General features: G+C 67.5%; 18 protein-coding genes. 8 read left to right on the top strand and 10 right to left on the bottom strand.

Annotated elements, in window-relative coordinates; genetic code table 11:
* Nucleotides 1–9 precede the first annotated feature (9 nt).
* On the top strand, nucleotides 10–426 hold the full coding sequence (locus BN3385_RS00505) for a rhodanese-like domain-containing protein (protein WP_059016250.1): 417 nt from the start codon (nucleotides 10–12) through the stop codon (nucleotides 424–426).
* On the opposite strand, the gene BN3385_RS00500 is transcribed toward BN3385_RS00505, so the two are convergent.
* Nucleotides 404–1,063, bottom strand: coding sequence for a TetR/AcrR family transcriptional regulator (locus BN3385_RS00500; protein WP_059014072.1), 660 nt, complete (start codon nucleotides 1,061–1,063; stop codon nucleotides 404–406). The two genes, BN3385_RS00505 and BN3385_RS00500, sit on opposite strands and share 23 nt — an antisense overlap.
* Before the next feature lie 96 nt (nucleotides 1,064–1,159).
* Between BN3385_RS00500 and BN3385_RS00495 the strand changes: the two genes are divergently transcribed.
* On the top strand, nucleotides 1,160–1,747 hold the full coding sequence (locus BN3385_RS00495; RefSeq protein WP_059014070.1) for a hypothetical protein: 588 nt from the start codon (nucleotides 1,160–1,162) through the stop codon (nucleotides 1,745–1,747).
* A 1-nt stretch (nucleotide 1,748) separates the two neighbouring features.
* Nucleotides 1,749–2,390, top strand: a complete 642-nt coding sequence (locus BN3385_RS27395; RefSeq protein ID WP_197415100.1) for a VOC family protein — start codon at nucleotides 1,749–1,751, stop codon at nucleotides 2,388–2,390.
* On the opposite strand, the gene BN3385_RS00490 is transcribed toward BN3385_RS27395, so the two are convergent.
* Together BN3385_RS00490 and BN3385_RS00485 are read right to left on the bottom strand one after the other, a co-directional pair.
* Nucleotides 2,277–3,590 (bottom strand): class I SAM-dependent methyltransferase, encoded by a 1,314-nt coding sequence (locus BN3385_RS00490; protein ID WP_059014069.1) that lies wholly within the window; start codon nucleotides 3,588–3,590, stop codon nucleotides 2,277–2,279. The genes BN3385_RS27395 and BN3385_RS00490 overlap by 114 nt on opposite strands.
* Complete coding sequence (locus BN3385_RS00485; RefSeq protein WP_059014068.1) at nucleotides 3,587–4,960, bottom strand: FAD-binding oxidoreductase; 1,374 nt, start codon at nucleotides 4,958–4,960, stop codon at nucleotides 3,587–3,589. The genes BN3385_RS00490 and BN3385_RS00485 overlap by 4 nt, the downstream gene beginning before the upstream one ends.
* Nucleotides 4,961–5,051: 91 nt before the next feature.
* On the opposite strand from BN3385_RS00485, the gene BN3385_RS00480 reads away from it, so the two are divergent.
* On the top strand, nucleotides 5,052–5,492 hold the full coding sequence (locus BN3385_RS00480; RefSeq protein ID WP_059014067.1) for an SRPBCC family protein: 441 nt from the start codon (nucleotides 5,052–5,054) through the stop codon (nucleotides 5,490–5,492).
* On the opposite strand, the gene BN3385_RS00475 is transcribed toward BN3385_RS00480, so the two are convergent.
* Complete coding sequence (locus BN3385_RS00475; protein ID WP_059014063.1) at nucleotides 5,489–6,247, bottom strand: Rv3717 family N-acetylmuramoyl-L-alanine amidase; 759 nt, start codon at nucleotides 6,245–6,247, stop codon at nucleotides 5,489–5,491. The two genes, BN3385_RS00480 and BN3385_RS00475, sit on opposite strands and share 4 nt — an antisense overlap.
* Before the next feature lie 173 nt (nucleotides 6,248–6,420).
* Between BN3385_RS00475 and BN3385_RS00470 the strand changes: the two genes are divergently transcribed.
* The 3 genes from BN3385_RS00470 (at nucleotide 6,421) to BN3385_RS00460 (ending at nucleotide 8,376) form a co-directional block, all read left to right on the top strand.
* Nucleotides 6,421–6,768 (top strand): YbaB/EbfC family nucleoid-associated protein, encoded by a 348-nt coding sequence (locus BN3385_RS00470; protein WP_059016249.1) that lies wholly within the window; start codon nucleotides 6,421–6,423, stop codon nucleotides 6,766–6,768.
* Between the two features lie 3 nt (nucleotides 6,769–6,771).
* A complete protein-coding gene (recR, locus tag BN3385_RS00465) occupies nucleotides 6,772–7,383 on the top strand; it encodes a recombination mediator RecR (protein ID WP_059014061.1) in 612 nt (203 codons plus the stop codon).
* A gap of 111 nt (nucleotides 7,384–7,494) precedes the next feature.
* Nucleotides 7,495–8,376 carry a type IV toxin-antitoxin system AbiEi family antitoxin gene (locus BN3385_RS00460; protein WP_059016248.1) on the top strand — a complete coding sequence of 294 codons (882 nt, stop codon included), beginning with the start codon at nucleotides 7,495–7,497 and terminating at the stop codon, nucleotides 8,374–8,376.
* A gap of 21 nt (nucleotides 8,377–8,397) precedes the next feature.
* Here BN3385_RS00460 and BN3385_RS00455 read toward each other — a convergent pair whose 3' ends face one another.
* Entirely contained in the window at nucleotides 8,398–9,108 is a 711-nt protein-coding gene (locus BN3385_RS00455) for a type 1 glutamine amidotransferase (RefSeq protein ID WP_059014059.1), read from the bottom strand.
* Nucleotides 9,108–10,337: a Mur ligase family protein gene (locus BN3385_RS00450; protein ID WP_059014057.1), complete on the bottom strand. Its 1,230-nt coding sequence runs from the start codon at nucleotides 10,335–10,337 to the stop codon at nucleotides 9,108–9,110. The genes BN3385_RS00455 and BN3385_RS00450 overlap by 1 nt, the downstream gene beginning before the upstream one ends.
* A gap of 104 nt (nucleotides 10,338–10,441) precedes the next feature.
* Here BN3385_RS00450 and BN3385_RS00445 point away from each other — a divergent pair, with 104 nt between their 5' ends.
* The gene (locus BN3385_RS00445; protein WP_059014055.1) at nucleotides 10,442–11,428 is read left to right on the top strand and encodes a DEDDh family exonuclease; all 987 of its coding nucleotides are present in this window, start codon (nucleotides 10,442–10,444) and stop codon (nucleotides 11,426–11,428) included.
* A gap of 3 nt (nucleotides 11,429–11,431) precedes the next feature.
* On the opposite strand, the gene BN3385_RS00440 is transcribed toward BN3385_RS00445, so the two are convergent.
* The 4 genes from BN3385_RS00440 to leuA all read right to left on the bottom strand — a co-directional run bounded on the left by BN3385_RS00440 (nucleotide 11,432) and on the right by leuA (nucleotide 18,864).
* Nucleotides 11,432–14,794, bottom strand: a complete 3,363-nt coding sequence (locus tag BN3385_RS00440) for an ATP-binding protein (protein WP_059014053.1) — start codon at nucleotides 14,792–14,794, stop codon at nucleotides 11,432–11,434.
* Nucleotides 14,787–15,476 (bottom strand): DUF4194 domain-containing protein, encoded by a 690-nt coding sequence (locus BN3385_RS00435; protein ID WP_059014051.1) that lies wholly within the window; start codon nucleotides 15,474–15,476, stop codon nucleotides 14,787–14,789. The genes BN3385_RS00440 and BN3385_RS00435 overlap by 8 nt, the downstream gene beginning before the upstream one ends.
* Nucleotides 15,473–16,930, bottom strand: coding sequence for a DUF3375 domain-containing protein (locus tag BN3385_RS00430; RefSeq protein ID WP_059014049.1), 1,458 nt, complete (start codon nucleotides 16,928–16,930; stop codon nucleotides 15,473–15,475). The genes BN3385_RS00435 and BN3385_RS00430 overlap by 4 nt, the downstream gene beginning before the upstream one ends.
* A gap of 113 nt (nucleotides 16,931–17,043) precedes the next feature.
* Entirely contained in the window at nucleotides 17,044–18,864 is a 1,821-nt protein-coding gene (gene leuA / locus BN3385_RS00425; RefSeq protein WP_059014048.1) for a 2-isopropylmalate synthase, read from the bottom strand.
* Between the last annotated feature and the right edge of the window lie 107 nt (nucleotides 18,865–18,971).

The raw sequence follows: 18,971 nt of genomic DNA, 5'->3' as shown, positions 1-18,971 counted from the left end.
ATGGTGGGTATGACCAGTGCTGCCCGGGAGTTCTTCGCCGCCAAGCTCGCATTCGAGATCGACCCTGCCGATTTGGTCGCCGCGCGCCGATCCGAGACGCCGCCGGTGGTCGTCGACACCCGATCGGAGATCGCCTGGGAGCAGGGCCGGATCCCCGGGGCTCTGCACATCCCGGGCCCGCAATTGCCGTCCCGGGCCGGTGCGGAACTGCCAAACCTCAACGCGGACATCGTCGTCTATTGCTGGGGGCCGGGCTGCAACGGCTCGACGCGGGCGGCCCTGACGCTGACCGAACTCGGCTACTCGCGGGTGCGGGAACTCATCGGCGGCTACGAGTACTGGGTGCGCGAGGGTCTGTCGATCGAGACGTCGACGGGGCGTACCCGTAGACCGGTCGATGACCTCACCGCGCCTCATCCGGCGTAATGCCCCACACCGAACGCAGCCAGATCGCACCGAGAGCATCGGTGGTGCGGCGGGTCTGCTCGGCGTCGCAGTCGCCGAGGCGGTCCAGATAGAACATGTGCTGGGTCATCTCGTGCAGGCTGAACACCAGACCTTCGACGTCCGCGCTGGCCGGCTTGGCGATACCGGCGTCCTGATCCTTGCGCACCTGCCGAGCCAGGATCTGCGACAGCCGCGCGTTCCACTCCCGCCACAGTGAGGCGATCTGATCGTCCAGTGGGATGGCCTGAATCGAGGCGATCAGCACCGCCGCGTGCGCGTGCCAGACGCCGACGACGATGGTGGCGCAGCGGTCCAGGAACTCCGCAGGCGTCTCGCGGTCGAACCGGACGAACGACTCGGCCCGGTCCATGAGCTCCGACCAGATCTCGGTGGTGATCACCGCCAGCGCGGAGTACTTGGAGTCGAAATAGAAGTAGAAGCCTGACCGCGTCACCCCGGCCTCGGCGGTGATCTCCCCGACGGTGAGTTCGCCGATGGGCCGGTCGGCGACCAGGCGGGCCAGGGTGTCCAGGATGGCCCGGCGCTGGCGCTCGCCCTTGCTCGCGGTGCGCCGGTCCCCGGCCAGCGAGTCGGGCGTGGCGGTGCGCGGGGTCATGTGCTCACTGTAGCGCCGAAACGATCAGTAATTGACATAGCGTCGATTTTTCATGACACTAAGTCAAAATGTGATCTGACACACGAAGGGCGTCTCATGGCCAAACTCGACATCACCACCCAGACCCGCAATATCGAGGCGTTCCTGGCGACCCTGGACAACCCGCTGCACCGGCGCATCATCGAGAACTACCGCCGCCACGCGATCATGGAGATCACCGGCAACAAGCTGGAGATCTTCAGCCCGGAGATGTCGGTCGACGAGCCGGAGTACCTGATCAACGTCGGCGGGACCAGCATGACGCTCACCGGCAGGGAGCAGGTGCTCGGCTTCTACTCGATGCTCGAAGACCAGGACGCCACCGTGATGGTCGTCGAGGACGAGAAGCTGGCCGTCGCCGACTGGGGGTTCGCCTCCGAGGCCATCTTCAACCACTACCGCCGCGGTGATCAGATCCCCGAGGAGTTCGGCGCCGACCCGGACAAGCTCTACATCCTGCGTCAGCACATCGCGATGATCTGGCCCTACGACAGCAGCGGCCGGATGATCGGTGAGCACGTCTACGAGCATGCCGCGGGCAACGAGCTTGTGGAGGTCGACGAGTCGGAGTTCATCACGCTGGCCGAGGCCCGCGAGAAGCTGTTGCCACTGCTGCGTCCGCTGCCGGCGCTGGAACTCGCCTGACATGTTCGGTGCGGTTCGCCAAAACGGTTATGTAGTCGACGATCTCGACGAGGCGGTGCATCGGTGGGTGAGCGTCACCGGTGCCGGACCGTTCTTCGTGCTGCGCCATCTGCCGCTCGACGAGTTCAGCTATCTGGGCCAGTCGAGCGCACCGGATATCAGCATCGCGCTGGGGAATCTGGGTGAGCTGCAGATCGAACTGATCCAGCAGCACAACGACGCGGCATCGCCGTACCTCAACTTCCGGCAGGCCAAGGGCGCTGGGCTGCACCACTTATCCGCGTGGGCAACCGATTACGACGACGAGTTGGCCCGGCTGCGGCAGGCCGGTGCCGAACCCGATTGCGCCGGGCGGATCGCCGGGTCGGCTCGATTCGCGTACTTCAACGCCGCCGGTACGGATGGCTGCGTCTTCGAGATCTCCGAACTCGGCCGGGACAACGAGTACGGATTCCTGCACGACATGGTGCGTCAGGCCGCCGCCGACTGGGACGGCAGCGACCCGATGCGGGTGCTGGACCCTGTCGGGCTAGGCGTTCCACCACGGGCGCAGCGGCAGTCCGCCGTCACTGCCCTTGGAGTCGAGCTTGACCGCCAGAACCTGGTGCAGCTGAACCACATTGGTCTCGAAGCCCAGCCGTGAGCCGGCCATGTAGAGACCCCACACCTTGGCGGTGGGCAGGCCCACCTCGGCGACCGCCTCATCCCAGTGCTCGACGAGGTTGCGGCACCAGTCCCGCAACGTCAGCGCATAGTGGTGGCGCAGGTTCTCCTCGTGGATGACCTCGAGTCCCACGTCCTGCACTTCGGTGATGATGCGCCCGGACCCGGTGAGCTCCCCGTCGGGGAACACATAGCGGTCGATGAACCCGCCCGCGCTCGGGCCGGTTCTGTTGTCCGGCCGGGTGATGCAGTGGTTGAGCAGCAGGCCGCCGGTGCGCAGCTTGGACTTCAGGAAGCCGAAGTACGCCGGATAGTTGGCCACCCCGATGTGCTCGGTGAGCCCGATCGAGGACACCGCGTCGAACCCGCTCTCCAGCACGTCGCGGTAATCCATGTGCCGCACCTCGGCCAGATCGGCCAGGCCCTCGTCGGCGATCGCCTTCTGCGCCCATGCCGCCTGCTCGCGGGACAACGTCACGCCGATGGCCTTGACCCCGTTGCGTGCGGCGTGGCGCACCATGCTGCCCCAGCCGCAGCCCACGTCGAGCAGCCGGTCACCGGGCTTGAGGTTGAGCTTCTCGAAGACCAGGCGGTACTTGTTCTCCTGGGCCTCTTCCAGCGTCGCCTCGCCGTGCGGATAGCAGGCGCAGGTGTAGGTCATCGACGGCCCGAGCACCCACTCGTAGAAGGTGTTCGACACGTCGTAGTGGTGGTGGATGGCGTCGGCGTCGCGCTTCTTGCTGTGCCGCAACCCCTCGGCGATGCGCCGCCAGCGCGGCAGCGCCTCCTGCGGCGGCGGGGCGATCGGCTTGAGGCGCTCGAGACCGATCGACCGCACAATGTCGACCAGCACGCGGGCTGGCGGCCGCTTGAAGTCCAGCTTCTGAGCCAGTGCCTTGAGCAGCTCGTAGGGGTCGCCGGGATGCACGCCCTGGGTCGCCAGATCGCCCGCCACATAGGCGCGCGCCAGACCCAGATCGCCCGGGGCGGTGGCCAGATAGGTGGTGCCGCGCGGGGTCAGCAGGTCCAGGCCCAGTTCGGCGTCCTTCGGTCCGGCGCTGCTGCCGTCGTATGCGCTGAACTTCAGCGGCAGCTCACCGCCGGCGGCGAACATCTCCAGGATCTCGGCCAGACTGAGCTTGCCCGCTGCTTCAGCCGGGTTCTCGCGAAACGTTGTCATTGTCGTTGCACCGCCTTTGCGTACAGGTCCAGCAGACGCGAATCGGGGTCGTAGATCTTCTTGACGGTCTTATAGATTTCTCCGCCGTAGAGGTCGTCAAACTCCTCGCGGCCGTAGAAAGAATCGGAGTACAACGACTTGTGGCCGTTCAGGTCACTGATTTTCTGCTCGATGAGTCGATTGGTATAGCCCTCTTCCGGCCCGACCGGCACCGAGGACCAGAACCCGATGTTGACGTAGGTGTGCTCGGCGCGCAGCGGGTACAGCGGCCAGCCGTCGGGATCGCGAAGGCGCAGCGGGCACAACCAGATCGGTTCGATGGGAACGTTGTCCAGGAACCAGGACACGAATTCCTCGGTGCCTTCGATCGGCACCTCGACGTCCTGCACCACCCGTTCGCGCGGCGGGCGTCCGTGCCGCGCTTCGATCCGGTCGGCGATGTTGAACTTCTGGTCGTAGCCGATCAGCTTCCAGTAGAAGCTGCTGCGCCGGTACCGCCGCGGCCACAGCCGGCGCAGCTTCGGGTCCTGTGCGCCGAAAGCCCTTGAGCACCAGAACCAGTCGGTGTCCCAGCGCCATAGGTAGTCGTGGATGGTCAGCCGGTCGTCCTTAACCCCATCGGCGTGTTGGATGGACCGGTAGTAGATGTCCTGGCCGGTGTAGTCGCTGACCGGCCCGGGTGTGGTGGTCTGCATGCCCAGGCACAAGTAGCTTTCGCCGGCGCTGAACACCACGCCGTCGAGATAGTCCACCGGCTGGCCGTCGTAGCCACCGGTGTCGATGATCCGGTCCATCGCCGCCACCAGCTCGGCCAGCGTGTGGAACCTCAGGTGCTTGAGCGTGACGAACGGTTTGACGGTCTCCAGCTCGATGCGCAGACGAACCGAATAGCCAAGGGTGCCATAGGAATTCGGGAACGCGCGAAAGAGGTCGGCATGTTCGTCACGGCTGGCGGTGATCACATCGCCGGATCCGGTGAGGATGTCCATCTCCAGCACCGACTCGTGCGGCAGGCCGTTGCGGAACGACGCGGACTCGATACCGAGCCCGGTCACCGCGCCGCCGAGCGTGATGGTCTTGAGCTGGGGAACCACCAGCGGCGACAGACCGTAAGGAAGCGTCGCCGCGACGAGGTCCTCGTAGGTGCACATGCCGGCCACGTCGGCGGTCTTGTTCTGTGCATCGACTGCGATCACGCCGGTCAGTCCGGAGGTGTCCAGGCCCGGGGCCGTGCGCTTGGCGCGGGCCCGGAACAGGTTGGACGTCGGTTTGGCCAGCCGCACCGAGGCCGACGGGGGGATTGCGCGGTAGCTGGCGAGGAGTCGCTCCACTCCCCGCCGGTGAGCTGTCAGTGCCGCGTCAACAGACACACGACTACGCTAGTCGCCAGCCCCAGCCGATGCGACCGCTCGGCGCAATCATCACACCGGGTCACCCCCGCCACCAGAGGAGTTTTGCCTGATGGGACAGGTCAGCGCCGCCAGCACGATCCTGATCGACGCCGAACCCGCCACCGTTCTCGACGCGATCGCGGACTATCAGGGCGTTCGCCCGAAGATCCTGTCGTCGCAGTACAGCGACTATCAGGTGCTGCAGGGTGGCCAGGGTCAGGGCACCGTGGCCAAGTGGAAGCTGCAGGCCACGAAGTCGCGGGTGCGTGAGGTGCAGGCCAACGTCGACGTCGCGGGCCATACCGTCATCGAGAAGGACGCCAATTCCTCGCTGGTGACCAATTGGACCGTCGCCCCGGCCGGGCCGGGCTGCAGTGTCACCGTCAAGACCACCTGGACCGGTGCGGGTGGCGTGAAGGGCTTCTTCGAGAAGACGTTCGCGCCGCTGGGCCTGCGTCGGATTCAGGACGAGGTGCTGGCCAACCTCAAGAAGACCGTCGAAAACGCTTAGCTCGTTCGCGCCGGCTGGGTGGCCAGGAAGGCCGCGATGCCCTGCACCACGGCGGCCGCGTACTTCTGCCGGCCTTCCGGGCTTTCCATCAGCGCCGAGTCGGCCGGGTTCTTCATGTTGCCCAGCTCCACCAGGATCGACGGGTATTGGGCCAGGTTGAGGCCCGCCAGGTCGGCGCGCGGGTAGAGGCCGTTCGAGCCGATGTAGGTCGCCGGCGTCAGACCCGAGGCGGCCAGGGTGTCGCGCATGACGCGGGCGAACTGCACCGAGGGTCCGGCCTGCGCCTGGTTCAGCGGCGGGCTGGAGTAGTTGACGTGAAAACCGCGGCCGTTGGCCGGGCCGCCGTCGGCGTGGATGGACACGATCGCGTTGGGGGCGAACGAGTTGGCCATGGCGGCGCGCTCATCGACGCAGGGGCCGACCTGGTCGTCGTTACCGCGCGACATGGCGGTGCGCACCCCCAACTGGGTCAGCGCCTGCCGGATGAGCAGCACCGTGTCCCAGTTGAAGGTGTGTTCGGGGAAGCCGTCGTCGGTGCTGGTGCCGCTGGTCTGGCAGTCCTTGGTGCCGCCGCGGCCGGTGGGGACCTGCTTGGTCAGCGACGCGTCGTTGGCGCCGTTATGGCCGGGGTCGAGGAAGACGATCATGCCCGCGATGTTGGCGGGCGCGGCATGGGTGATCGGGGTCGCCAGAGGGTATGCCGCGATCAACAGGCTGGCGCATGCAGCGGTGGCGACACGCCTTGGAGCGGACATAAGCACGCGCGTCACCGTAACTCTTCGGCGTCTAGGCTTGAAGTCGGTGAGCGCCGGAATCCCCAGGCGAAACCAAGTCGAGACCAAGACGCAAGGAGACTGTCATGCAGCCCGGTGAAGTGCCCAACCTCGAGGGCTTGCGTGAGAAGGCCGAGCAGGTGCGCGATCAGCTCATGCCGGGCCTGCAGGCCGCGCTGGCGCAGGCTCAGGAGCTGCAGCAGAAGCTGATGGAGGCCCAGGAGAAGCTGGCCGCCTCCGAGGTGCACGGGCAAGCCGGCGGCGGCCTGGTGCAGGTGACCATGAAGGGCAGCGGGCAGGTGGTCGGCGTGCGGATCGACCCGAAGGTCGTCGACCCCGAGGATGTCGAGACGCTGCAGGACCTGGTCGTCGGCGCGATCGCCGACGCGTCGCGGCAGTTCACGATCCTGGCCCAGACCCATCTGGGGCCGCTGGCCAACCAGACGCCGCCCGGTATCCCGGGTGCCGGTGGCCTGGGTACGCCCGGGATCCCGCAGGTCTGACGCGTGTTCGAAGGCCCCGTCCAGGATCTGATCGACGAGCTTGGCAAGCTGCCGGGTATCGGGCCCAAGAGTGCCCAGCGGATCGCATTCCACCTGCTGTCGGTGGAGCCGCCGGATATCGACCGGCTGACCGCGGTGCTGGCGCGGGTGCGCGACGGCGTGCAGTTCTGTGAGGTCTGCGGCAACGTGTCCGATGCGGAGCGCTGCCGGATCTGCAGTGACGCCCGCCGCGACGGTACGCAGGTGTGCGTGGTCGAGGAGCCCAAGGATGTGCAGGCCGTCGAGCGCACGCGGGAGTTCCGCGGGCGTTATCACGTGCTCGGCGGCGCGCTGGATCCGCTGTCTGGGATCGGGCCGGATCAGCTGCGAATTCGTCAGCTGCTCAACAGAATTGGTGAGCGAGTCGACGGGGTGGACATCACCGAGGTGATCATCGCGACCGACCCGAACACCGAAGGTGAAGCCACCGCAACGTATTTGGTGCGGATCCTGCGCGACATCCCGGGGCTGACCGTCACGCGGATTGCTTCGGGTCTGCCGATGGGCGGTGACCTGGAGTTCGCCGACGAGCTGACGCTGGGCCGTGCCCTGGCCGGCCGCCGCGCCATGGTCTAGCCGGTCTAGCCCCTTTGCGCCGAAACCGACAAACGGGCGCAGAAGTGCGAGTAGATCGCGCCATTTCGTCGATCTCGGCGGACTGTCGGACCCGTGGACGACGATGCCGCCATGACTGAAGTATTTCTGGGCAGGGAAGCACTGGGCGATGGGCTGTCTCGCCACGATCTGCGCCGCTGGTACCGGCAGCTCTTCCGCGGCGTCTATGTGCCGAAGTACGCGGATCCAACCCTGGGGGACCGGGCATTGGGCGCGTGGCTGGCCACCGACCGCACTGGTGTCATCGCCGGTGCAGCCGCATCGGCACTGCACGGCGCACTGTGGATACGCGACGACGAGCCCATCGAAGTTCTGGTAGAGGAGCGACGCCGGCAGGCCGGCATGGTCATCCGCATGGATCGGCTGGCCGACGACGAAGTCACCGAACGGAACGGGGTGCCGGTGACCACGCCGTCGCGAACGGCATTTGAGCTCGGCCGGTACCAAAAGCGACCGGAGGCCCTGGCGCGGTTGGATGCGCTCATGCGTGCCGCCCCATTCACCGCGGCTGATGTCGAGCAGATCATGCGCCGCTACGGACCGGTCCGGGGTGTCCGTCAGCTCAGGGAGCTGTTGCCGCTGATTGATCCTGGGGCGGCGTCACCGAAGGAAAGTTGGCTCCGGCTGCTGTTGATCGACGGTGGACTACCGGTACCTGAGACGCAGATCCCGGTGTTGGAGGGCGGCGTGCCGGTGGCCTATCTCGACATGGGTTACCGCGACATCAAGCTCGCATTCGAGTACGACGGAGACCAGCATCGCAGTGACCGCCGCCAGTACGTCAAGGACCTTCGGCGCCTCCCCATGGTCGAGAGACGCGGCTGGGAGGTGATCCGGGTGATCGCCGAAGACCGTCCGGCCGAGATCTTGTTGCGGGCTCGCGAGGCTTACGTACGTCGCGGCGGTGCCGAGATCGACGAAATGGCGCGATCTACTCGCACTTTCGCTGCGTAACGTTGGTTTCGGCGAAAGAGATCACATGCGGCGGGGGGCGGCCAGTCGTTCACGGCGAAGCTCGTCCACCTCGGGCAGGTCCAGCGGCGCCAGCGGCCCGACCACCCGCGACAGCAGCAGGTCGGCCAGCTCAGGATTGCGCGCCAGGCACGGCCCGTGCAGATACGTCGCGACGACGCTGCCCTGCACCGCCCCGTCATATCCGTCGCCGTCGCGGTTCCCCGCACCCTTGACCACTGCGGCCAGCGGCCGCGCATCGGGCCCCAAAACCGTTCCGCCGCGGTGATTCTCGAAACCGGTCAGCGGCTGCGACAAGCCTTCGATCACCGGATTGGACACCACTTCGCCGATCGTGCGGGCCGGCTGCGGCGAGGTCGTCACATCGAGCAGTCCCACCCCCTCGACCCGCTCACCGGCCGACGTCTCATACCAGTGCCCCAGCACCTGGATCGCCGCGCAGATCGCCAGCACCGGCGCCCCCCGCGACACCGCCCGCTGCAAACCCTGATGCGTCAGAAGGTGTTTGGTGGCCAGCCGCTGCGCGTAATCCTCCGCACCACCGAGGGTGTACAAATCCAGCGAGTCCGGCACCGGATCGGCCAGCGTGATCTCGACGATCTCGGCGTCAATACCGCGCAACCGCAACCGCTGCCGCAGCACCACCGCATTGCCGCCGTCACCGTAGGTGCCCATGACGTCGGGCAGCACCAGCCCGATCTGGACCGCGCTCATCAGGAACGCATCCTTCCCAACGTCCGCGTCAGCTGCAGGAACGCCGTGTAGTTCGCCACCACCTCGACATGCCCCTTGGGGCAGGACGTGATCGCATCAATGGTGTTGTGCACCAACGTATGCGGCACTCCGGCATACCCCAGCCGCACCGCTAGGTCGGTACCCCGTTCGCCGGCGGCCACCACCGGCACTCCCTCGAAATGCTCGAAGTTGACGTCCCATAGCCAGGACAGGTCCTCCCCGTCAGGCACCTGCCCGTTGACCGAGATCACCACACCTTCAGCGGTGGTGTCGACCATCGACAGCGCTTCCTGCCAGCCGGCGGGGTTCTTGGCCAACAGGATTCGCGCGGTGTGCTCGCCCATCGGCACGGTCTGGTAGCGCCCGGCGACCTCGTCGACCGTCGATACCGCGGCGACCGCAGCGGCCGGGTCGGCACCCAGTGCTACCGCCGCGGCGACCGCCTGCGTGGCATTGCCCCGGTTCACCCGCCCCGGCAGCGATAGCCGCATCGGCAGCTCCAGGCCGTTGGGCCCGTGGATGTTCACCTCGTCGAACCACCACTGCGGCGACGGTCGCTTGAAATCCGTGCCAGTCGAGTACCAGTGCGCGCCGTCGCGCACGATCACCTCGCCGCTGCGCGGACAGCTCACCGAGTCGTTGGCCCAGCCGGCACCCGCGGCCACCCACACCACGTTCGGGCAGTCGTAGGCGGCCGACGTCATCAGCACGTCGTCACAGTTGGCGATGACGACGGCGTCGGGGTGACGGGCCAGCCCCGCGCGCAGGGTGCGCTCGATGTGGTTGATCTCACCCACGCGGTCGAGCTGGTCGCGCGAGAGGTTCAGCAGCACGATCACCGACGGGTGCACGGCGTCGGAGACGTGCGGCACGTGCATCTCGTCGACTTCGAGGGCGGCCAGCGCCGCGTCGGGGGCACCGGCCAGCGCCGCGATCAGCCCGGCGTCCATGTTGGCGCCCTCGGCATTGGTCGCGACCGGTCCCAGCGTGCCCAGCGCCGCCGCCGTCATCCGGGTGGTGGTGGACTTGCCGTTGGTGCCGGTGATCACCACGCTGCGCCGCCCGGTGCCCAGCTGGCCCAGGATCGACTTGTCCAGCGTCATCGCCACCAGACCGCCGATCATGGCGCCCGCCCCGCGGCCGGTGACCCGGGAGGCCCAGCGCGCGGCGGCACCGGCGGCAAGCGCGGTGCGCCCCCGGAGAGTCATCGTCGGCCTGGGCATCGGACGCAGTTTATGCGGAGCCCGGCGCGGCGGCCCGACACGGATCCGATGTACCGGGCGCTGTCGGGGGTGCGTGCCATCCTGACTGTGTGAGCCACACCTGGGGCAGACCAGCCTCCGAGCCGGGGGATGGCTGGGTCGTCGTCGACGTCGAGACCACCGGCTTCCGCCCAGGTCACGCCCGAGTTATCAGCCTCGCGGCGCTCGCCCTGGACCCCGACGGACGGGTCGAACACTCCGTCGTCAGCCTGCTCAACCCGGGCGTCGACCCCGGCCCCACCCATATCCACGGCCTGACCGCTGAGATGCTCGAGGATCAGCCCACCTTCGGCGATATCGCCGCCGACGTGGTGGACCTGCTGCACGGCCGCACCCTGGTGGCCCACAACGTGGCCTTCGACTACGCGTTCCTGACCACCGAGGCCGAGATGGCCGACACCGCGCTGCCCATCGACACCGTGATGTGCACCGTCGAATTGGCCCGCCGGCTCGACCTGGGCCTGGAGAACCTGCGCCTGGAGACCCTGGCCCGGCACTGGGAGGTCGCCCAGACCCGGGCCCACGACGCGTTCGACGACGCCCTGGTGCTCTCCCGGGTGCTCACCCCCGCGCTGCAGCGCGCCCGCGACCGCGGAGTGTGGCTGCCGGTGCGCCCGGCCAGCCGCCGGCGCTGGCCCAACGGCCGCGTCACCCACGAGGAGCTGCGCCCGCTGAAGATGCTGGCCTCGCGGATGCCGTGCCCGTACCTCAACCCCGGCCGCTATGACGGCAGACGGCTGGTGCAGGGCATGCGGGTCGCGCTGTCAAGCGAGGTGGACCGCACCCACGAGGAGCTCGTCGAGCGCATTCTGCACGCCGGCCTGGCCTACAGCGACGCCGTGGACCCCGAGACGTCGCTGGTGATCTGCAACGCACCCGAACCCGAGCAGGGCAAGGGTTACCAGGCCCGCGAACTCGGCGTGCCTACCGTCTCCGACGAGCAGTTCCTGGACTCGGTGGCCGAGGTGGCCCACGGCACCGGCATCGACGAGTTCGAGCAGTCGGTGGACCAGGGCCAGCAGTTCGCCCTGTTCTGACTCCTAGACCTCGACCGGGACCCGTTCGGCGGGAGCCGACGCACTCATCTGCTTGCGCAGCGTGGAGAACTCCGAGATCGTCTTGGTCGCCACCGTGGCCACCGGCCGGGCATTGCGTCCGTTGGCGTCGGTCTTGGACACCATGACCACGCTGTCGATGTAGGGCTGGATCGTGGTGGCGTTCTGCACCGTCGCCACGATGATGAGCTGGAACCCGAACTTGCGGAACGCCTGCAGCGCCTGCTGGGCGAATTGCGGATCGGATTTCGAGAACGCCTCGTCGAGCATCAGCTGGGCGAAGATCGGCCGGTTGTCGACGCTGTCCGGGCTGGCCAGGTTGAAGCTCAGCGCACCGGCCAGGCAGAACGCCATCAGCTTCTCCTGCTCGCCGCCGGAGTTGTCGCCCGCGTTGCTGTGCGTGCGGATCAGCTCGTCGGTGTGGACATCCCACTCGGCGCAGTCGAAGGTGAACCGGTTGCGCACGTCGAGTGCGTCCCGCGTCCAGGCCTTGTCCTCAGGGGTGTTGGACGCCAACCGGTTTCGCAGCCGGATGATATCGGCGTACTGGTCCAGGATGGCCTGGTTGTCACCCAGCCCGACCTCGGCGATGCGCGCTGAGATGGACTTGACGATGTCGGTCAGTTCGGACACCGCGGTCAGCTGACGCGGGGTCGCGCGCAGCGTCAGACGGGTGCCGCGGTTGAACTCCACCGAGCCCAAACCGGTGTTCACCCTGGCGATCTGGTCGCTGATCCGGCGCGCGGCCTGTTCGGCCACCCGGTGCAGGGTCAGGATCGCATCGGGTGCCTGCTCGGTGACCAGACGCATCATCCGCTCGTAGGCCTCGGGCAGCTCGCGCTCGTCGATGTGCTTGCACAGCGCCACGTAGTCGTGCACCCGCTCGTCGAACACGTCGCTGTCGTTGGGAATCGCGTCGGGGAACGCGGTGTCGAAGGTGTTGAGAATGCGGGCCAATTCGTCATAGGAGCGACGACGGCTCTCCCGCAGTTGCTCACGCTCGCGGCGGATCGCGGTGAACAGCGCGTCGCGGTGCGGTTCTGGGTCCAGCAGCTCCAGAGCCACCGGCAGCTCGGCGGAATACCGGTCCAGCAGTTCGGTCAGCGGTTCACTGACGAACGCCGGGGTCAGCCGCTCCTGCAACTCCAGCAGCCGGGTGCGACGCATGTCGAGGTCGTCGCGGCGGGTCTGGATCGCCCCGCGGCGGGTCATCAGGGTCTGGATCTCCGTCCAGCACTCCTCGGCGCGCGCTGAGAGCGCCTCGATGTTGGGGTGGTCGGCCAGCAGGATCTCGAACTGCTCACGCAGCCGGTCGGCATGCTTGTCGGCGGTCTCGGTGTCGATGTGGCTCCACTGCGGGAACTGCTCGCAGATCGCCTTGTACGCCGCAGCCCGGTCCCGGCACTGCTGACGCTCGGCGGCGATATCGTCGGCCGCGCGCCGCGCCTGCCGGTAGGCCTCCTCGGCGGTGCTGAGATCGACTGTCAGAGCGTCGATCTTGGCCGCGACGTCACCCTGGTAGATGTACTCCGAGGGCCGCAACGCGCGGCGGTCGTCCTTGATGGCCAGCCGGTCGGAGTCCTTGTAGAGGCCGGTGTCGGTGACGGCCCGCCGGAACCGCGGGAACACATCGGGGGTGTCGACGCAGATGTGGTCACCGGCAGCGGCGACCACGTCGGCAGCCTCCGCGGCACACGGGTGGTCCGGATCGACAACGAACAGTTTGCCCGCCAACGTGTTCGGCTCAGCTTCTCGGCCGCTGGCCGAGGCCCGCACGTGGTGCAGCTGCAGCCGGCCGCGCATGTTGGTCTCGTTGACGAACCGCAGCACCGACGCGTAGTGCTGATCGGGGACCAGCAGCCGCAACCCGACCCCGCGCAGCACCTTCTCGACGGCGATCCGCCAGCGGCTCTGTTCGGGACGCAGGTCCATCAGCTCGGCGATGTAGGGCAGCTCGCCTGGCTCGATACCCACTGCGGCACAGATCTGTTCGCGCATCGTGATCGCCGACTCCGGCAGCGCCGAGCCGACGTGCTCCACCCGGCGCAGTTCCTTGGCGGCTTCGTCGCGGGCCAGCCGGGCCACCTTCTGGGCGTACTCGGCGTCGGTGGATGCCTCGCGGCCGCGGTCCAGGCGGGCCAGTAACTCGGTGGCCTGCTTGGTCAGTTCGTCGCGCAGATTCCAGAATTCGTCGGCGTCGTCGGGCACATCCAGGTGCTGTGCCTCGACCATGGCCTCGTAGGCTGCCCAGCGCCGGGAGACCTCGTCGGCCTGTGCCTCGGCGGCGGCCACCTGCGACTGCAGCGGTCCGACGGTGGAGCTGGAGCCGTTGATCTGGGCGTTGAGCGAATCCGATTCCGCCTTGGCCAGATTCAGTGTGCGGGTGACGTCCTCGTACTCGTTGCCGAGCTGGTCGATGGTGCTGTCGAGGGCCTCGATCTGGGCCGGGCACTGGGCCAGCCGCACGTGATCGGTGTAGGCCCGCACCATCGCCACGTCGACCAGATCGATGATGCCCAGGTCGGAGGATTCCGAGGCGTAGCGCTGCTGGATGTTGTCGATATCGCCGAGGATCTTGCGCTTGCGCTGCGCGACGGCCAGCAGTTCTCGGGCTTCGACCAGCGGGTCGATCTGCTTGAGCGCCTCGGGTAGCCGGGCCAGGCTCTCCGGCTCGTCGAGCATGAACTCGCGGACGAACTGCTCAAGGCCGCCAACGCTTTTCAGCGACTTCGCTTTGCCGAGCAGCTGCTGGGCGGCGTCGGAGGCGCGGATCCCGATGGTGGCGTATAGCTGGGCGAGGTACTGGGATTCCACCTTGGTGGAGAACCGCCACTCCTCATCCTTGAACACATTGCTGTCGAAACGGCCTGCCGCCCAACGGTTGCACACCTCTTCGATGTCGCGGTCGCCGTCGGAGAGCACGAACCGGCTCGAGGAGTCCGAGCGGGATTCGCCGACTAGCCATTTGAGCACCAGGCCGGTGACGCTGCGGCCGTCGCTGCTGGTGTAGGTGACCGCCACCGCCGACCATGCGGTGCCCTCACCGCGCAGGTACATCACCCGGCTGGTGCCGCCGTCGGTGCGCTCACCCCACGCGCCGCGCACATACTTGTCGACGGTGCGCCGCCCCGCGTTGGAGCCGGCCGCCGAATGGTCGCCGGAGGCGTTGAAGTTGCGCCGGTTGAACGGTAGGAAACCCAGTGAAATGGCATCCAGCAGTGAGGATTTGCCGCTGCCCGAGGCGCCGGCGATGAGCGCGCCACCCTCGGTGAACCCGATGTCGTGATAGCCGTCGAACACACCCCAGTTGATGATCTGCAGCCGGGAGAGGTGGAACTGCTCAGGCATCGATGTCGACCTCTTCCTGCTCCTGTGGCGCGCCCCCGCTGAGCAGGAGTTCGAACTGCTGCTGCAATTCGGCGATCACCGACGCGGTCATCACCGCGGTGATGACCGGGCTGATGGTGTAGCTGTCCTCGTCGTCGCGGCTGCGCCGCAGGATCTCTAGCGACGCCAGCCGGGCGATCGCCCCGTCGATGCGGGCCGCGAACGTCACGGCGTCGCGGTCGGTGTCGTTGAGCACCCCGGTGAACAGCCCGTGCATCTCGTCGCGGGAGATCAGCACGTTCTGGTCACCGGCCGCCCGCATCATCTGCGCCAGGTGCAGCGCCAGGATGGAGTCGTAGGTACCCAGCGGCTCACGGCGCAAAAGCTTGACACCCCTTGCCGATTCGTAGCGGGCCTGCTCGATGAACGCGACCTCGACACCCTCGACGATCCGCAGCAGCAGGTCCAGCTCGCACAACCGCACGCTGATCTGGTCGCGGTACTCCAGCACCCAGCCGTAGAGCTCGCGGTCGGATTCGGCGCTGATGTAGCGGCGGGTCAGCAGATGCTGCAACGCCCAGCAGGCTCGGTCGCGCAGCTCGCCGACATCGCCGTCGAAGCGCGGGCGGCGTTCCTGCGGCGCCCGGGAGGTCTTGTTGACCTGCGGCAGGGACGAGAAGTCGATGGCCGGTTCGGTGGTCACTGCGCGGCTCCCTGCAGCGTCGAGATGGGTTCGGTGAACATCAGCAGCGGGACCTCGATCTCGCGGTCGCGTCCGTCCAGGGACTGGAACCGGACTGTCGTCGACTCCTCGCCGGCACCGGTGCGGGGCTGCTTGAGCGCCCACGACCACAGCACGATGACGTGGCCCAGGTAGGCCGAGTCCAGCATGGACACCGCCTCCGGCAGCGACAGCGGTCCGCGGGCCACCGCGGAGTTGATCATCTCCGACATGCCGGGGGCGTCCACCTGGGTGGTCAGCGCGGCGAAGCTGGCCAGGTCCACGGTGCTCTCGGCGGCCTGGGCCGGCTTGGGCGTGGACAGGTCGCTGATCCGGAAACTGAGCGCCCCGACCGAGCTGATGGCGTGCCGGGCCAGCGGCAGCTCGAGGTCCAGCCGCGAATCGGTCAGCGACTCCTTGAGCAGCGCGCGGGCGGCGCCGATCGCCGAGTTCAGCTGCCGGGCCACGCCACGGCTCTGCTCGAGGGTGCCGAACGCGGTGAACCGCTTGACCCGCTGGGCGCAGCGCTGCTGGATGCGTTCCACCTCGTCGATCTGCTGGCCGACGAGCTCGAAGAACCCGGTCATCACCTTGCGCAGCGCCGGATCCAGCGACGGCAGCGCGTCGGCGACCGCGGCCACGTCGGCCTCGAACTCGGCACGCTGGTCCGGATCGTTGACCATCGCCAGAAACGCACGGTGCGAGTCACGGCCCTGGGAATCCCAGGCGGCCTGGTAGTCGGCGTACATCTGGCGCTGCCGGTCGCGGTATTCGACGTTGGTCTCGATCGGCTCGTCGAGCGCCGCGGTAGCCTGCTCGATCATGGTGCCGTACTGGCCGATGTCGGTGATCAGCCGTTCCATCTGCAGCGCGATCGCATGCGCCTCGTCGTAGGAGTCCGTGACGTCGTCGACGACGCGGGTGACACCGGCGTCCAGTTGGTCGAGCTCGGCCTGCAGCTCCGCGATCTGGGCCTGGATCCCGGCGCGGATCCGGTCGGGGTCGTTGCCGACCCGCATCGCGACCTGCTTGAGCCGCGAGGCGATGCCATTGATGGAGCCGCCGGTGGCGATGGTGTCCTGCCGGCGGATACCGCGCAGGAAGTCCAGCGCCCGGCGAGCGTCCTGGGTCAGGTAGCAGAGGTTGCGTTCGTAGCCGCTGCGGGTATCGGCGACCCGGTGCAGCCAGCCCTGGCTGGCCCACAGTTTGATCAGGGCCAGCCCGGACAGGCCGTCGGGCCGGTTGAACGCATCCAGGTCACGCTCGAGAGCCACCACCAGTTCGGTCTCCACCGCGACACCGCCGCTGAGATGCCGTTCCATCAGGGTGGCGTACATGCTCAGATTCAGCGTCGCGAGCAGGCGAATCGTCGGCGAGGCCTGGATGTCCCGGTTGGATTGTTCGAGCTCGGCGATGGACAGTGCGGCGTCGTCCACCTAGGCCGTCTCCTGGCTTCTGCGAGTAGTCATCGGAGGGTCCAAGATAAGCGACGGCACCGACGGTCACGCTGTCGGCACGGCGTGTCGCCGCCACCGGCGTGGCGGGCCGGTTACCCGAGCCGCGACGCCCGGTTGACCGCCGACACCACGGCCCGCAACGAGGCCGTCGTGATCGAGGTGGCGATGCCGACGCCCCACACCGTGCGGCCCCCGATGGATGCCTCGACGTAGGCCGCCGCGGCGGCTTCCTCACCGGCGGACATCGCATGTTCGGAGTAGTCCAGGACGCTGATGTCGAAGCCGACGGTGCCCAGGGCGTCGACGAACGCGGCCAGCGGGCCGTTGCCCTCGCCGCGGATGTCGGTCTCCACCCCGTCGATCTTCACGGTGGCCTCGATGACGTCGATCCCGCCATCGACCTCCGAGCCGATCACCTTCTGCTTGATGCGCTCCAGCGGGCGGATCGGCGCCAGATACTCGTCGGCGAACGCGTCCCACATCTCCTTCGGCGAGACCTCGCCGCCCTCGCCGTCGGTGATCTTCTGGATCACCTGGCTGAACTCGATCTGCAGGCGGCGCGGCAGCACCAGGCCGTGGTCGGCCTTCATGATGTAGGCCACCCCGCCCTTGCCGGACTGCGAGTTCACCCGGATCACGGCCTCGTAGGTGCGGCCGACGTCCTTGGGGTCGATCGGCAGGTACGGCACCTGCCACAGGATGTCGTCGACGTCGGAGTCGGCCTCGTCGGCGGCCACCTTCATGGCGTCCAGACCCTTGTTGATGGCGTCCTGGTGGCTGCCGGAGAACGCGGTGTACACCAGGTCGCCGCCGTAGGGGTGGCGCTCGTGGACGGGCAGCTGGTTGCAGTACTCCACGGTGCGGCGGATCTCGTCGATGTTGGAGAAGTCGATCTGCGGATCCACCCCGCGGGAGAACAGGTTCAGCCCCAGCGTCACCAGGCAGACGTTGCCGGTGCGCTCACCGTTGCCGAACAGACAGCCTTCGATACGGTCGGCGCCGGCCTGGTAACCCAATTCGGCTGCGGCAACGGCAGTTCCGCGGTCGTTGTGCGGGTGCAGGCTCAGAATGATCGAGTCGCGCCGCGCCAGGTTGCGGCTCATCCACTCGATCGAGTCGGCGTAGACGTTCGGGGTGGCCATCTCGACGGTGGCGGGCAGATTGATGATCAGCGGCCAGTCCGGGGTGGGCTCGATGATCTCGGAGACCGCGTCGCAGACCTCCTTGGCGTAGGACAGCTCGGTACCGGTGTAGGACTCCGGGGAGTACTCGTAGCGCCACCGGGTGCCCGGATGCTTGACGGCCTCCTCCAGGCACTTGCGGGCACCGTCGGTCGCGATCTTCTTGATCTCGTCGCGGTCGGCGCGGAACACGACGCGGCGCTGAAGGATCGACGTCGAGTTGTAGAAGTGCACGATGACGTTCGGGGCGCCGTGGCAGGCCTCGAAGGTCCGCTCGATCAGCTCGGGACGGCACTGGGTCAGCACCTGGATGGTGACGTCCTCGGGGATCGCGCCCTGCTCGATGATCTCGCGGACGAAGTCGAAGTCGGTCTGGCTGGCCGACGGGAAGCCGACCTCGATCTCCTTGTAGCCCATCTTGACCAGCAGCTCGAACATCCGGCGTTTGCGGGCCGGGCTCATCGGGTCGATCAGGGCCTGGTTGCCGTCACGCAGGTCGACGGCGCACCACAGCGGCGCACGGTTGATGACCTTGTCGGGCCAGGTGCGGTCGGGCAGGGCGACGGATTCCACCTCGTCGGCGAACGGCCGGTAGCGGAACGTCGGCATCGAGGTGTTGCGCTGGGTGTTGTAGGCCGGCTGGCCGTCCTGGCGCGGTCCGGCGGGGGTGTTGATGGTCCGCGCGGATACGTAGGCGTCCAGCGAATCGAACGAGGGTGAATGGGTGGTCACGATAGGGCTCCGGGTGTCTTGGATGGGAATTCAGACCGGCGCATCGCAAACACCCGCGACGGGAAGCCAGTCTGGATCAGACCCCGTCGCGGCGTCCGAGAAGGAGC

This window comes from Mycobacterium sp. M26 (assembly GCF_001494595.1).
Taxonomy (GTDB): domain Bacteria; phylum Actinomycetota; class Actinomycetes; order Mycobacteriales; family Mycobacteriaceae; genus Mycobacterium.
Note: the sequence above shows the minus strand (reverse complement) of the source record. Positions and strands in the feature narration are given on the sequence as shown.